Consider the following 14332-nt stretch of genomic DNA (forward strand, 5'->3'; position numbering starts at 1 on the left):
CTCTTTTCGATCAGGCGGTGCGCGTGCGTGCGCGGGAACGGGGCCGCGCCGGGCGGACGGGCGGCAGCTCGACGCCCTCGACGACGCGGTTGCGGATGGTGCCGATGCCCTCGACGGTCATCTCGACGACGTCCCCGGGCGCCAGCGGCGGGGGAGCGGCGTCACCGCGGCGGCCCCACAGCTCGGCCAGGCAGCCGCCGTTGCCGCAGGTGCCCGAGCCGAGCACGTCGCCGGCGCGGACCTCCGTCCCGCGGGAGGCGTAGCTGATCAGCTCCTCGAACGGCCAGCCCATGTTCGACAGCAGGTCCCGGCCGACCTCGACGCCGTTGACCGACACCCGCATGCCCAGGGCGAGGAAGCCCTCGTCGTCCCGGTACGGCTCCAGTTCGTCGGCGGTGACCAGCCACGGCCCCAGCGTGGTGGCCGAGTCCTTGCCCTTGGCCGGGCCGAGGTTGACCTTCATCTCCCGGGCCTGCAGGTCACGGGCCGACCAGTCGTTGAGCACCGTGTAGCCGAAGACGCGCTCGCGGGCCTGCTCCGGCGTCAGCGAGGCGCCGTCCCTCCCCACGACGACGGCGACCTCGAGCTCGAAGTCGAAGCGCTGCGAGCCCGGCGGCAGCGGGACGTCGTCGTACGCGCCGACCAGCGCGTAGGGGTTGGTGAAGTAGAACGTCGGCGCCTGGTACCACTCGTCGACCACACCGGCGACGCCGTCGATCGCCTTGCGCACACCCTCGACGTGCTCCTCGAACGCGACGAAGTCGCGCACCGTCGGCGCCTGCAGCGGCGGCAGCAGCCGCACGCTCCCGACCGGCACCGCCGGGCCGCGCAGCGCCTCGGCGCCCGCCTCCAGCGCGGCGGGCAGCCCCGCGCGGACGAGGTCGAGCACCGTCGTCCGCGCGGGGAGCTCGTGCAGCCCGTCGTCCCCCACGACGCCGGCGCGCACCCGGCCGTCCGCCTCCCAGGTGGCGAGGCGCATCAGACGGGCGGGGCCACGAACAGGCCCTTGTCCGGGTCGTTGAACGACCTCCTCGCCACGAACTCGTTCATCGCGTTCGCCGTGCCCCACTGGTCGCTGACCTCGGGGTTCGAGAAGTCGTAGAGATGCGGGTGCCAGGTGTCCTCGTCGACCGTCTCGAGCTCGGTCGTGTACTCGACGGTGTTGCCGTGCGGGTCGAGGAAGTAGCTGAAGGTGTTGTTCCCGGCCATGTGGCGGCCCGGGCCCCAGATCTTCTCGACGCCCCGGCGCAACAGCCGCCCGGTGCCGCGCATGTACTCGTCGATGCCGCGCAGCTCGAAGCTGGCGTGGTGCAGCGAGGCGTGCGGGCCGCGGGCGATCGCCATGGAGTGGTGCCAGGCGTTGGTCCGCAGGAACCACATCATGTTGCCCATCCGCGGGTGCATCAGCGTGTCCGAGAGGGCGAAGGACAGGTGCTTCTCGTAGAAGGCGACCGTGCCCTCCGGGTCGGCGGAGTTGACCACCACGTGCGAGAGGCGCACCGGGATGGACTCGCCCGCCTCGACCGGCCGGTGCCGCCGCACCGCGACGTCGGAGCTGACCTCGATCGTGCGGCCCTCGTTGTCGAAGAACCGGAAGCCGTAGCCGCCGCCGGGGGTCTGCAGGTCGCGCGGCTCGTGCACCAGCTGCACGCCGTCGCGGGCCAGGCTGCCGGCCAGCGTGTCGACGTCGGTGCGGCTCGCGGCGCCGAAGCTGATCAGGTCGATCCGCTTGTCGGGAGCCTCGCGCAGCCGGACGACGTACTGCTCCGGCGAGCCCTCGGCGGCGAGGAAGGCCAGCCCCGAGTCGGTGTGCTCGGCGGTCAGGCCCCAGGTGGAGGTGAAGAAGTCCTGCTGGATGCGCAGGTCGGGCACGGCGAGGTCGACGTGCCGCAGGTGGGTGATCAGGCGCTGGGGCATGGGGGGTCTCCTGGATCGGCGCGAGATCTGCACAGTGGCGCCGTTCAGCGGTCCGAAGGCAGCCACTGCGCAGATCTCGCGCGGGGACGGGCTCAGGCGGGTCGGGCGACGAGGTGGGCGATCGAGCGCATGAGGCCCGGGATGTCGCCCCGGACGTGGTCGATCTGCCACTGCGCGAGCTGGTTGGAGGCCTCGACGACGGTCCTCGCGCGGTCGAACCGGCGGGCGGAGAAGGCGTCCCACAGGTCCTGGTCGAGGACGTCGCGCTCGAGGAGGAGCTCGGTGAGGACGACGGCGTCCTCCAGGGCCTGGGCCCCGCCCTGCGCGATCGTCGGCGGGCAGGTGTGCGCCGCGTCGCCGATCAGCACGACCCGGCCGCGGTTCCACGGCGCCGGCAGCACGTGCGTCTCGAACCAGGTGTAGTTCACCCGGGACGGGTCGGTGAGCGTCTCCCGGATCTCGTCCCACGGGCCGTGGTAGGCCCGCGACAGCTGCTTCACCGTGGCCAGCTGCTCCTCGGGCGAGAGCGCGCTGCGGTCCTGCGCGTCCTCGACGATGTAGGCGTAGAGCGAGTCCTCGCCGGTCGGGCAGTAGCCCGCGATGTAGGACGGCCCGCCGTAGTAGAGGTCGGTGCGGGTGACGCTCGCCGGCCGCGGCCCGAACGCGCGCCAGATGCCCATGCCGACCGACGTCGTCTCCAGGTCGATGCCGAGCGCGCGCCGGGTCCACGACCGGATGCCGTCGGCGCCGACGACCAGGTCGTAGCGGTTGCTCGAGCCGTCGGTGAACGTGACGTCCACGCCTGCGTGGTCCTGCCGGAGCTCGGTGTGCGTCGTCCCGAAGCGGACCTTCACGCCCACCGCGGTCGCCCGATCGACCAGGATCCGCGCCAGCTGTGGGCGCGGCATGCCCATGACGGCCGGCAGGTCGGGCCCGCCGGTCCTCGCGTCGGGGATCTCGGCGACGACGGTGCCGGCCGGGTCGGGGGCACGGATGCCGGTGACGTCGAACGCGTAGCCGGCCGCCTGCACCTCGTCCCAGACGCCGAGCGTGCGCAGCTCGCGCAGCGCGTTGCCCTGGAGGGTGATGCCGGAGCCGATCGCCGCGGCGTCGGGCTTGACCTCGACCAGGTCGACGGCGACCCCGGACTCGGCCAGACGGATGGCGGTGGCGGCCCCGGCGAGGCCGCTGCCGACGACCAGGACGCTGTTCACGGCGGGCACGGCGGCCTCCTACTTGACGGCGATCGGGTTGACCGGGGCGCCGACGGCGCCGGTCACGGGCAGGGGGGCGGCGGTGAGGAGGAAGTCCCACACGCCGTCGGCGGCGCAGTCGGCCGCGAGCGCGTCGAGGTCCCACATCTCGCCGATGAACAGGCCCGTGTGCGGGATGGCGACCTGGTGCAGCGGCTGGAAGGCGACGTCGAACTCGTTGGGGCGGACCTCGAAGCCCCAGGTGTCGGTGGCGACGCCGGCGACCTCGGTGCCGTGCAGCCAGTCGGCGGTGGTGAAGGACAGTCCCGGGGAGTCCCCGCCGGCGTAGTCGCCCCAGCCCTCCCGCCGCGCCCGGGCCAGCCGGCCGGTGCGCACCAGCAGCAGGTCGCCGCGGCCGACCCGGGCGCTCCCGCCCTGGGCGGCGACGGTGGCCTCGAGGTGCGCGGGGGTGATCGCGAAGCCGTCGGGCAGTTCGCCGTCGGTGCCGATCGCGCGGCCGACGTCGAGCAGCACGCCGCGTCCGGTGATCAGGGCGGCGACCGTCTCGATGCCGGTCACGCCGTCGCCCTCGCTGGTGACGACGTCGCCGGCGCGGCGGCCGTTGTACGCGGTGCCGTGGTCGAAGATGTGGCCGAGGCCGTCCCACTGGGTGGAGGCCTGCAGCGGCATGAAGACCACGTCGTCGGCGCCGCCGAGGCCGTGCGGGAAGCCCTGGCCGCGCTCGGCGTCCAGGCCGGTGTCGAGCATCGTGTGCACCGGGTTGGTGCGCCGCCGCCAGCCCCTCTGCGGGCCGTTGGCGTCGAACGACTGCGCCAGCGAGAAGCTCACGCCCCGGCGCACCAGCCGCGCGCCCTCCACCCGCTTGGTCTCGTCGAGGAAGTTCAGCGTGCCGAGGACGTCGTCGGCACCCCAGCGGCCCCAGTTGGAGCAGCGCTTCGCGGCGGCGGCGATGGCGCCCTCCGGGTCGGTGCGGTCGAGCTCCGGGGGTGTGGTGGCGGCGGTCACGGCTCCCACGGTCGAGGGAGCCGACCCATCAGGGAAGACCAGATGGGTGATGCCGGTCATCGACGCGGCTTATGGTCCCGCGCTGTGAACCTGGCCAACCTGGACCTCAACCTGCTGGTGTCCCTGGACGCGCTGCTCGAGCAGCGCAGCGTCACACGCGCCGCCCAGCAGCTGGGGCTGAGCCAGCCGGCGCTGTCGGCGTCCCTGGCCCGGCTGCGCCGGCACTTCGGGGACGAGCTGCTGTCCCGGGTCGGCAACGCCTACCGGCTGACGCCGCTGGCCGCACAGCTGCGGCCGCGGGTGCGCCTGGCGCTCGACGGCGTGGAACGGGTGTTCAGCGCGCAGCCGGAGTTCGACCCGGCCGAGTCGACCCGCGAGTTCTCCGTCCTGGTGAGCGACTACGGGTGCGCCGTCCTGGGGGACACGCTGGCCCAGCTGCTGTCGGAGGAGGCGCCGTCGGCCCGGCTGCGGCTGGCCCACAACACCCCCGACGCGGTCGACCAGGCGCAGCAGACGCTGCTGAGCACCGACCTGCTGGTGCTGCCGCACGGCTTCGTCACCGACCTGCCGCACGCCGACCTGCACCGGGACCGGTGGGTGCTCGTGGTCTCGGCGGACAACGCCGAGGTGGGGGAGGCGCTCACGGTCGAGCAGCTGCGGACGATGCCGTGGGTGGCGACCTACCACGGGCCCACGGCGTCCACCCCGGCCGCACGGCAGATGCGGATGCTCGGCATCGAGCCGCGGGTCCAGGTGGTGACCGAGAGCTTCCTGACCGTGCCGGGACTGGTGGCCGGCAGCGACCGGATCGCGCTGCTGCAGGAGCGGCTGGTGCAGCTGCTGCCGCTGAGCGCCGGCGTCCGGGCGCTGCCCCCGCCCTTCGACGCCGGTCCACTGGTCGAGGCCATGTGGTGGCACCCGGTCTACGACCGCGACCTCGAGCACGAGTTCTTCCGGGACCTCGTGCGGCGCGCCGCCCACCAGGCCACCGAACCGGTGCTGTGACGCCCCCGGCCATCGACGCCACTGATGATCGTCATCAGGGATCCGTCCTTCCCTGATGCGCCGGGGCCCGAACACACTGCCTCGCCAGTGATGCCGGTCACCGGACCGGCGCTCGTCCCCCGGAGCAGCCCGTGTCCGAGCACGTCCTCGACCCCGCCGGGGTCGCCCGCGAGCCCCTCGCCGGGGAGGTGGCCCCCGACCCCGCGACGGGCCGTCCCGCCGGCCGGGCGCAGGCCCTCGTCCTCCTGTTCTCCAGCTGCCTGGCGGTGCTCGGGGCGGTGTTGCTCGCGCCGGTGCTCCCGCGCGTCCAGGACGCCTTCGCGAGCACCCCCGGCGTCGAGACCCTGACCCCGGTCGTGCTGACCGCACCCGCCCTGGTGATCGGGCTGACCGCGATGGTCGCCGGGCGCATCGTCGACCGGGTCGGGCGCAAGCGGCTGCTGGTCGGCGCGCTGGTCGCCTACGCCGTCGTGGGCACCGCGCCGCTGTGGCTGCCGTCCCTGCAGCTCATCGTGGCCAGCCGGGTGCTCCTCGGTCTCACCGAGGCGGCGATCATGACCTGTTGCACCACGCTGCTCGCCGACTACTTCCACGGCTCGCAGCGGGAGCGCTACTTCGGCCTCCAGGTCGTCTTCACGACCGTCGCCGCCACCCTCTTCTTCGGCCTCGGTGGCGCACTCGCGGCGCAGGACTGGCGGACGCCGTTCTGGCTCTACGCCGTCAGCCTGCCGCTGGCCCTCCTCGCCGCGAGGTACGTGTGGCAGCCCGCGCCCCAGGCCCGGGCGCACGCTCCGGAACTGCCGCCGCTGCCGTGGCGGCAGCTGGCCGCACCCGTCGGCGTGACGCTGCTCGGTGGGCTGGTCTTCTACGTCCTCGTCGTCCAGCTCTCGTTCGTGCTCGACGGCATCGGCGTCGTCTCGACGGCCACCCTCGGCGCCGCCAGCGCGATCGCCTCGCTCGGCACCGCGATCGGGGCCTTCCTCTTCGGCCGGCTCGCGAGGCTGGGCCCCGCGGTCACCGTGCCGCTGGCCTTCGGAGTGTCCGGGGTGGGGATCGTCGGCATGGGCCTGGCGGCCACCGTCCCGCTGGTCGTCGTCTCCGCCGTCGTCACCGGCTTCGGCAACGGCCTGCTGCTGCCGTCGCTGCTGACCTGGGCGCTGGGCTCGCTGGCCTTCGAGCAGCGCGGCCGCGGGACCGGCGTGTGGACGTCGGCGCTCTTCCTCGGCCAGTTCGTCTGCCCGCTGGTCGTCCTGGCGCTCAGCGGTGCCGTCCGCGGGCTGGGCCCCGCGCTGGTCGTCGTGGGCGCCGTGTCCCTCGCCACGGCCGCCGGGGTGCGTTCCGGAGGTCGGCTGACCGGGCGCCGGTGACCCACCGGCCCGCGGCTCACGACGCGTCGAAGAGGGTCACCTCGTCCGGCCGCGCGGGAAACGGGTTGGCCCACTCCGACGGCGTGCCGGTGATCGGCTGGGCGTCGGTCACGACCACGAAGGGGGTGCCCGGGTAGACGGCGAGCACCCGGGTGGTCGAGGTCAGCGTCTCGGTGCGCTCGATCAGCTCACCGCGCCGGAGCTGCTGCGTCCTCCGCTCGCCACGCAGTTCCGCTCCGACCTCGGCGACCCACCGGGCGCCGTCCTGCTCGAAGGCGATCGCGCGTACGCGCCGTCCCGGGGGAGCCGGCTCGCAGCCGGCGAACTCGGCCAGGGCCTCGTACAGCCGCTCGGCCTGCTCGTCGTCGCTCGCCCGGGGGAGGAAGAAGGCCACCACGTCCGTCATCCTCGCCGTCGGCACCGACAGGCCGGGGCGGTCAGCGGCTCCGGCCGGCCGCTGCCGCCCGCGTCACCCCGCGCGCGACCTCCGCGGCGGGCAGGGCGCGGACCCCGAGCGCCTCGGCGTCGGCGAGCCGTTCGGGCGTGACCTGCGAGGTCGCGTCCGGGACGACGACCACGCGGTAGTCGCGCTCGCTGGCGTCGAACACGGTGGCCCGCGGGCAGTTGGGGAAGTTGCAGCCGGCCACGACCACGGTGTCGACCCCGAGCTGCCGCAGGTGGCCGTCCAGCGGGGTGCGGTGGAACGCGCTCCACCGCGGCTTCCACAGCACGACCTCGGCCGGGCCCACGGGTTGCAGGCGGCCCGCCAGCAGCGCGTCGCTGTCGAGCTCGACCCCGGGCGCCGGCAGCAGACCGGGGGCCACCCGGGCGCCTGGCGACCCCGGCCGCACGACCGGCGCGCCCGCCCGGACGGCGGCCCGGCGGACGAGGTCGACGTCGTCCCCGGCGTAGAGCCGGACGACGTGCACGACCGGCCGCCCGGCGGCCCGGTAGGCGGTGACCAGCCGGGTCAGCGCGGGCAGGACGGCCGACGTGCCGGCCACCGCTGCGGTCCCGTCGTCGAGGAAGTCGACCTGCGTGTCGACCACGAGGAGCGCGGAGGTCTCCAGGTGGGGTTCGGTGAACGCGTCGTTCCCCGCGGGCGTGCCCATCGCCCCAGCCTCTCAAGGCCCCGCCAGGTGTGTCCCCGCGGGCGCTCCGCCCCTGCCCCGCATGGTGGGCAGCTCCTGAGTGCCCGGGGGGACGGTCCTGCCCCGCGCCTGCGCGTTGGGGGGCGCAGCGCGAGCACCTCCGGGGATGCTCCACCCCTGCTTCCCTGAGGAAGCAGGGGTGGAGCATCCCCGGGTCAGTAGGACCGCGGCAGGCCCAGCACCTTGGTCGCGACGAAGGCCTTGACCATGTTGTTGTTGACCGGGGCGACCTGGTACATGCGGGTCTCGCGGAACTTGCGCTCGACGTCGTACTCGTCGACGAACCCGTTGCCGCCGTGGGTGTCGAGGGCGGTGTTGGCCGCGGCCCAGCTGGCCTCGGAGGCGAGGTGCTTGGCCATGTTCGCCTCGGCTCCGCACGGCCGGCCGGCGTCGAAGAGCCGGGCGGCCTCGTAACGCATCAGGTCCGCGGCGCGGACCCTCATGTAGGCGTCGGCCAGCGGGAACTGCACCCCCTGGTTGGCGCCGATCGGGCGGCCGAACACCTCCCGCTGGTTGGCGTAGGCGACGGCCCGGTCGACGAACCAGTAGCCGTCGCCGATCGCCTCGGCGGCGAGCAGGATGCGCTCGGCGTTCCAGCCGTCGATCACGTACCGGAAGCCGGCGTCGACCTGGCCGACGACGTGGTCGGCGGGCACCCGCACACCCCGGTACGCGACCTGGTTGGTCGCGTAGTTGAACATCGTGCGCACCGGCACGACCTCGAGGGTCTCCGGCTGCTCGGCGCGCACCCGGCGCAGGTCGACGAGGAAGAGGGTCAGCCCGCGCGTCCTGTCGGCCCCCCGCTCGCTCGTGCGGGCCAGCACGAGGGCGAGGTCGGACTCCTGGATCCGGCTGGTCCAGTTCTTGTGCCCGGTGATCACGAAGTCGTCGCCGTCGCGGGTGGCCGTGGTGGCGATGGCGGTGGTGTCCGACCCGGCCGCGGACTCGGTGATCGAGAACGCCTGCAGCCGCAGCTCGCCCTGGGCGATCCGCGGCAGGTAGGCCTCCTTGAGCGCGTCGCTGCCGTGCCGCAGCAGGGCGCCCATCGTGTACATCTGCGCGTGGCAGGCCGCGGAGTGCCCGCCGGAACGGTTGATCTCCTCCATGACGACGGACGCCTCGGTCACGCCGAGGCCCGCGCCGCCGTACTCGGCGGGGATCAGGACCGAGAGCAGGCCGGCCGCGGTCAAGGTGTCGACGAACTCCTGCGGATAGCGGCGGTCCCGGTCGGTCTCGCGCCAGTAGGCGTCAGGGAACTCCGCGCACAACCCGCGGGTGCGGGCGCGCAGGACGCCGAGGGAGACCTCGTCGGTGCCGGCGGCTGGCATGGGCGTCCTCCCAGGGGGCGCGTGTCGGTGGAGTGCGCGGGCGGCCGTCGGTCAGGGCACCCGGCGGCTCCACGTCGGCTCGACGCGGGCCCACTCGCGGGTCCACCACCGGTCGGCCCGCGAGGCGACCAGCCGGCACAGCGCGGCGTGCAGCAGGACGGTGGTCACCACGGTGCCGGCCCAGCCGAGCCCGGCCAGCACGAGCGTGCTCCGCCGCACCGCGGCCGGCGTCATCGGCGCGCCGGTCGGCCGCCCGTCGGACGTCGTCCACAGCACCAGGGTGTCGCCGGCGCGGGTGGTCGGACGCGCGAGCACCTGGCCCTCCACCGGGGTCCCGTCGGGGGAGGTCCACCGCGCCGGGACAGGGACCCGGACCCGCGGGGCCGCGTCGGCGGGGACCACCGCGTCGGCGGTCACGACGGCGGGGACCTGCGTGCGCTCGTCGGCCTGCTGCCGGGCCACGGCCGCCAGGTCGGAGCGGACGGCGGTCCCCACGGCGAGGGCGGCCGGCACCGAGAGCAGCACCACGAGCAGGACGACGACCCGCGACACGAACTCCACCGTGTGGCTCGTCCGCTTGAGCGGGCCCGAGCCGAGCGTGAACCGGCGGACGCCGCGGGTGAGGGGACCGGGCAGGGTCATGACACCGCCTCCTCCGCACCGGGCTCCATCGTGCCAGCGGATCCCGCCCCGTCGGCCGGTGCGCGTCCCGGGTCGGAGCGGCTGCGGCAGCACGGCCGCGCCGCGACGACGTCCGAGGCGACGGTGGCCGTGACCGCCGGCGCCGTACGCGTACGCACCGGCCCGCGGGTGCACAGTGACCGTCGTGACGAAGCGCCTGGTGGAGATCGACGACACAGACCTCGAGGCCGCCCGGGTGGCACTGTCGACCTCGACCACCGAGCAGACGGTCGGCCGGGCGTTGCGCGAGGCGGCCGCCTCGGTCGGCCGTCGCCGCGAGGTCGTGTGGCTGCCCGGCGGCTCCCCTCCCACGGACCAGGGGAGCGACGAGCGAGGGGGGACCGTGCAGCCACAGGTCCGGCACAGCGACGAGGTGGAGCCCCAGGTCTGGGACGACCCCGTGCGCGGCGAGGTCTCCTTCCGGGTGCTGTTCAGCGCCGACCGCACCCCGACGTCCGCGCTGTACACCGGGCTGACCGAGGTGGCGCCCGGCGGGCGGCTGGGGCTGCACCGGCACGGCCAGGCCGAGGTGTACCACCTCGTCGAGGGCAGCGGGGTGGTCGTCCTGGACGGCGTCGAGCACCCGGTGACGGCGGGGTCGGCGGTGTTCGTCCCCGGGAACGCCGAGCACGGCATCCGCAACACCGGCGAGGGGCCGCTCCGGTTCGTGTACGCGTTCGCGACCGACTCGGTCGACGACGTGGTCTACCGGTTCTCCGACGAGGGGTGACCGACGCCCCCTCGGCGCACCCGCGACCTGTCGCACCGGGCCGCGAGACTGCGGGGGTGAACAGGGTCGTCCTCGAGCGCCGGGCCGAGGGTGCGGTGGCGGCCCGGGAGCTCGGCGACGACGGGACGACGGTCGGCGAGACGCGGCTGCCCGCAGGCTCGCTCGCGGGGTTCGTCCGGGAGCGGGAGCGCGTGCCGGTCCGCTGGGTGTGGGACGACACCACCCGCTGGTACCCGGCGCTGCTGGACGCCGGCGTCCGGGTCGAGCGCTGCACCGACCTGCGGCTCACCCACGCGGTGCTGCGGCGCTCGCCCCTCGTCGACCAGGCCCTGCTCACCGCCGGCGAGACCGCGGCCTGGGACGCGCTGCAGCCGGTGACCCCCGCCGACCCGGCGCTGTTCCCGCTCGAGGACCCGGCCGACGGCCTGGACCCGGTCGCCGAGCACGAGCGCCAGCAGGCCGCGCTCGCCGCGTCGACGCACCCCGCCCGCCTGGCGCTGCTGCTGGCCGCCGAGTCCTCCGGGGCGCTGGTGGCGGCCGAGATGACGCACGCCGGGCTGCCGTGGCGGGCCGACGTGCACGAGCGCCTGCTCACCGAGCTGCTGGGTCCGCGCCCGCCGCACGGCTCCCGCCCCGCGGTGCTGGAGGCGCTGGCCCGGGAGGTCCGCGCGGCGCTGCGGGCACCCGAGCTGAACCCGGACTCGCCCGGCGCGCTGCTGCGGGCGCTGCAGTCGGCGGGGCTGGCCGTGGAGGACACCCGCTCCTGGACGCTCGAGCAGCTCGACCACCCCGTCGTGGGCCCGCTGCTGGAGTACAAGCGGCTCTCCCGGCTGCTGACCGCCAACGGCTGGGCCTGGCTGGACGCGTGGGTCCGCGAGGGCCGGTTCCGGTCGTGGTTCGTGCCCGGCGGCGTGGTCACCGGGCGGTGGGCCTCCAGCGGCGGGGGAGCGCTCTCGGTCCCGGTCCAGGTCCGCCCGGCCGCGGTCGCCGACGACGGCTGGCGGCTCGTCGTCGCCGACGTCGCCCAGCTCGAGCCGCGGGTGCTCGCCGGCATGAGCGGGGACGACGCGATGGCCGAGGCCGCTCGGGCCGCCGACCTGTACGAGGGCATGGTGGCCGGCGGCGCGGTCGAGACGCGGACCCAGGCCAAGGTCGCGATCCTCGGCGCGATGTACGGCGCCACCCGGGGCGGGAGCGGCCGCATCATGCCCCGGCTGACCCGCCGCTACCCGCGGGCCATCGGGCTGGTCGAAGAGGCCGCCCGGGCCGGCGAGCGCGGAGAGGTCGTGCACACCCTGCTCGGCCGCGGCTCGCCCCGCCCCACCGGCGCGTGGGCCGAGCGCGCCGTCGCGCTGGGCGAGCCGGCCGAGGTCGCCGGCTCCCGGGAGGAGCGCGACCGGCACCGCCGGGCCTGGGGGCGGTTCACCCGCAACTTCGTCGTCCAGGGCACCGGTGCCGAGTGGGCCCTGTGCTGGCTGGCCGACCTGCGCAACCGGCTGTGGCGCCTGGGCGGCGCCGGCCCGCTGCAGCAGCGGCCGCACCTGGTCTTCTTCCTGCACGACGAGGTCGTCGTCCACACGCCCGACCACCTCGCCGACGCGGTCGCCGAGGAGGTGCGCCGCGCCGCCGCGGCGGCCGGCCGGCTGCTCTTCGGTGCCTTCCCCGTCGACTTCCCGCTCGACGTGTCGGTGGTCGCGTCCTGGGCCGACGCCGGCTGAGTCCCTGGCCTCCCGCGGTCCAGCCCCCGGCGGGGCGCCCCCCGCGGCTACGGCCGCTCGGCCAGTGAGACCACCACCTTGCCGCGGAGCTGCCCGGAGCCCGCGTGCTCGAAGGCGGAGGCCACGTCCTCCAGCGCCACGACGCGGTCGAGCGGGACGCGCAGACGGGCCGTGTCGACCAGGTGGGCGAGGTGGGCGAGGTCGACCGGTGACCGCCGGGTCGCGACGGCGGTCACCCGGGGCCCGTGGCGCAGGCGCAGTCCCCTGACCGTGTCGGGGGACAGCGGCCGGGTCGACACCAGGACGCCGTCACGGGTCAGCGAGGGGCGCACCGCGGCGAACCGCAGCGCGCCGGGCGCGTCGAGCACGACGTCCCACTGCCGGTCGCCGGCGAGGACGTCGTCCCCGTGCCGGTCGACGACGACGTCGGCGCCGAGGTCGCGGAGGAAGTCCGCGCGGGCAGGGTCGGCGACCGCGGTGACGGAGGCGCCGGCGAGCCGGGCGAGCTGCACGGCGTACCCGCCGATCCCCCCGGCCGCCCCGACGACCAGCACCCGCGGGGCGGCCCGCGCGTGCAGGCCGGCCCGGCCGTGCAGGGCCTGCAGCGCGGTCAGGCCGGCGAGCGGTATCCCGGCCGCCTGCTCGAGGTCGATCGTGCGAGGCGCGCGGGCGACGCGGTGCTGCGGCAGGAGGACCAGCTCGGCCATCCCGCCACCGGCCGCCTGCTCGAGGTCGAGCGCGCGAGGACCGCGGGCGACGCGGTGCTGCGGCAGGAGGACCAGCTCGGCCATCCCGCCACCGGCGTGACCGATGAGGGCCATCACCCGGTCACCGACGTCGAAGCCCGTCACGGTCGGCCCGCACGCGACGACCTCGCCCGCCACGTCGAACCCGGGGGCGACGCGGCCGCCGCTCAGCGCGCGGAACAGCCGCCCCCCGCGCAGCAGCCCGAGGTCGGTGCCGTTGACGCTCGACGCGGCCACCCGGACCAGCACCTGGGTGCCCTCCGGCGCCGCGGGCGCGGGCACCTCGACGACCCGCGGCGCGACCGACCCGCCGGCGCGGACGAGCCGCACGGCCCGCATCGTGCGGCCGCCGGTTCCGGCTCGGGGAGCGCCCTGCGGACCCGTCATGGACGGATCGTCGCAGGGCAGCCCGGTTCCCGTCGGTGGTCAACGGGCTCGACGCGAGGCGGGCCGAGGCAGCCGACGGGCTCGCCTGGATCCTCGACCTCCGCGCCGCACACCTGCGGCTCCACGGGCACACACCAGCACGGCGAGAGCCACGTCCAGCCCGACCCGTCGCGAGCCGGCCGGCGCTCAGGTCTCGACCAGCACGACGTCGAGGGCGGCGAGAACCGCGGGGTCGGAGATGACCTCGACGGCGGTGATCCGGTCACCCGGGACGACGAACTCCAGCGCTCCGCGCAGTCGGCCGTCCGGGGTGAACACAGCGCCGGGGGCGCCGTCGAGCAGCGCGGCGCGTGCTGCCCGGGCCCTGCCGAGGAAGGCGCGGGCGACCGCCTCGCGACCGCTGAGCCGCTCGAGCCCGCCGAGGGCGGGGACGGCGGCGTCCGCGCGGAGGACGACGTGCGGGTCGAGCACGACCAGCAGTTCCGCGAAGTCGCCGTCGCGCGCAGCGGCGAGGAACGCCTGCACCACCTGCTGACGGCGCCCGGCGTCCGTGGGACCGGCGGCGCCCGGAGCCGCTCCCTGCACCCGGCGCCGGGCGCGGCTGGCCAGCTGGCGCGCCGCAGCCGGACTGCGGTCGAGGACTGCCGCGACGTGGTCGAACGGGACGGCGAACAGGTCGTGCAGCACGAAGGCGAGCCGCTCGGGCGGCGTCAGCGTGTCGAGCACGACGAGGAGCGCGAGACCGACGGAGTCGGCCAGCACAGCCTCGCCTTCCGGCTCGGGCCCGCCCCCGGGATCCGACGCGTGCAGCTCCAACGGCTCCTCGCGGCGCGCGGCTCGGCGGCGCAGCACGTCGAGGCAGACGCGGCCGACGACCGTGGTCAGCCAGCCGCCGAGGTTGTCCACGCCGGTGGACCCGGCGCGCTGCAGGCGCAGCCATGCCTCCTGGACGGCGTCGTCCGCCTCGTCCCTGGAGCCGAGCACCCGCTGCGCGACCGCCCGCAGGTGCGCGCGGTGCACCTCGAACTGCTCGGCCAGCAGCAGCTCCGCTCGTACCGCGTCCTCGCTCACCTGTCACATCCT

Annotated in this window: 14 protein-coding genes; 4 read left to right on the top strand and 10 right to left on the bottom strand. The window is 75.4% G+C overall.

The window, feature by feature from the left end:
- Positions 1-10 precede the first annotated feature (10 nt).
- The 4 genes from BLS21_RS03875 to BLS21_RS03890 form a co-directional block, all read right to left on the bottom strand.
- A complete protein-coding gene (locus tag BLS21_RS03875; protein WP_091214104.1) occupies positions 11-979 on the bottom strand; it encodes a fumarylacetoacetate hydrolase family protein in 969 nt (322 codons plus the stop codon).
- On the bottom strand, positions 979-1917 hold the full coding sequence (locus BLS21_RS03880; RefSeq protein WP_091214107.1) for a VOC family protein: 939 nt from the start codon (positions 1915-1917) through the stop codon (positions 979-981). Before BLS21_RS03880 ends, BLS21_RS03875 begins: the two co-directional genes overlap by 1 nt.
- Positions 1918-2009: 92 nt before the next feature.
- Positions 2010-3140 carry an FAD-dependent oxidoreductase gene (locus tag BLS21_RS03885; protein WP_091214109.1) on the bottom strand — a complete coding sequence of 377 codons (1131 nt, stop codon included), beginning with the start codon at positions 3138-3140 and terminating at the stop codon, positions 2010-2012.
- Between the two features lie 9 nt (positions 3141-3149).
- The gene (locus tag BLS21_RS03890) at positions 3150-4136 is read right to left on the bottom strand and encodes a cyclase family protein (protein ID WP_245700039.1); all 987 of its coding nucleotides are present in this window, start codon (positions 4134-4136) and stop codon (positions 3150-3152) included.
- 84 nt (positions 4137-4220) lie between these two features.
- Here BLS21_RS03890 and BLS21_RS03895 point away from each other — a divergent pair, with 84 nt between their 5' ends.
- Both BLS21_RS03895 and BLS21_RS03900 read left to right on the top strand, forming a co-directional pair.
- The gene (locus tag BLS21_RS03895) at positions 4221-5141 is read left to right on the top strand and encodes a LysR family transcriptional regulator (protein ID WP_091214115.1); all 921 of its coding nucleotides are present in this window, start codon (positions 4221-4223) and stop codon (positions 5139-5141) included.
- A 131-nt stretch (positions 5142-5272) separates the two neighbouring features.
- Positions 5273-6508 (top strand): MFS transporter, encoded by a 1236-nt coding sequence (locus BLS21_RS03900; RefSeq protein WP_091214117.1) that lies wholly within the window; start codon positions 5273-5275, stop codon positions 6506-6508.
- Between the two features lie 16 nt (positions 6509-6524).
- On the opposite strand, the gene BLS21_RS03905 is transcribed toward BLS21_RS03900, so the two are convergent.
- The 4 genes from BLS21_RS03905 to BLS21_RS03920 form a co-directional block, all read right to left on the bottom strand.
- Positions 6525-6905 carry a hypothetical protein gene (locus BLS21_RS03905; RefSeq protein WP_139177009.1) on the bottom strand — a complete coding sequence of 127 codons (381 nt, stop codon included), beginning with the start codon at positions 6903-6905 and terminating at the stop codon, positions 6525-6527.
- A gap of 40 nt (positions 6906-6945) precedes the next feature.
- A complete protein-coding gene (locus BLS21_RS03910) occupies positions 6946-7620 on the bottom strand; it encodes a cysteine hydrolase family protein (protein ID WP_091214121.1) in 675 nt (224 codons plus the stop codon).
- A 194-nt stretch (positions 7621-7814) separates the two neighbouring features.
- A complete protein-coding gene (locus BLS21_RS03915; protein ID WP_091214123.1) occupies positions 7815-8987 on the bottom strand; it encodes an acyl-CoA dehydrogenase family protein in 1173 nt (390 codons plus the stop codon).
- Positions 8988-9038: 51 nt separating this feature from the next.
- Positions 9039-9629: an Rv1733c family protein gene (locus BLS21_RS03920; protein ID WP_091214125.1), complete on the bottom strand. Its 591-nt coding sequence runs from the start codon at positions 9627-9629 to the stop codon at positions 9039-9041.
- A gap of 184 nt (positions 9630-9813) precedes the next feature.
- Between BLS21_RS03920 and BLS21_RS03925 the strand changes: the two genes are divergently transcribed.
- On the top strand, positions 9814-10398 hold the full coding sequence (locus BLS21_RS03925) for a cupin domain-containing protein (RefSeq protein ID WP_245700040.1): 585 nt from the start codon (positions 9814-9816) through the stop codon (positions 10396-10398).
- A 56-nt stretch (positions 10399-10454) separates the two neighbouring features.
- Entirely contained in the window at positions 10455-12116 is a 1662-nt protein-coding gene (locus BLS21_RS03930) for a bifunctional 3'-5' exonuclease/DNA polymerase (RefSeq protein WP_091214127.1), read from the top strand.
- Between the two features lie 47 nt (positions 12117-12163).
- Here BLS21_RS03930 and BLS21_RS03935 read toward each other — a convergent pair whose 3' ends face one another.
- Entirely contained in the window at positions 12164-13192 is a 1029-nt protein-coding gene (locus tag BLS21_RS03935; protein ID WP_175479407.1) for an NAD(P)-dependent alcohol dehydrogenase, read from the bottom strand.
- Between the two features lie 243 nt (positions 13193-13435).
- Complete coding sequence (locus BLS21_RS03940; protein ID WP_245700041.1) at positions 13436-14320, bottom strand: sigma-70 family RNA polymerase sigma factor; 885 nt, start codon at positions 14318-14320, stop codon at positions 13436-13438.
- Positions 14321-14332 lie beyond the last annotated feature (12 nt).

This window comes from Geodermatophilus siccatus, from assembly GCF_900103785.1.
Classification (GTDB): Bacteria; Actinomycetota; Actinomycetes; order Mycobacteriales; family Geodermatophilaceae; genus Geodermatophilus; species Geodermatophilus siccatus.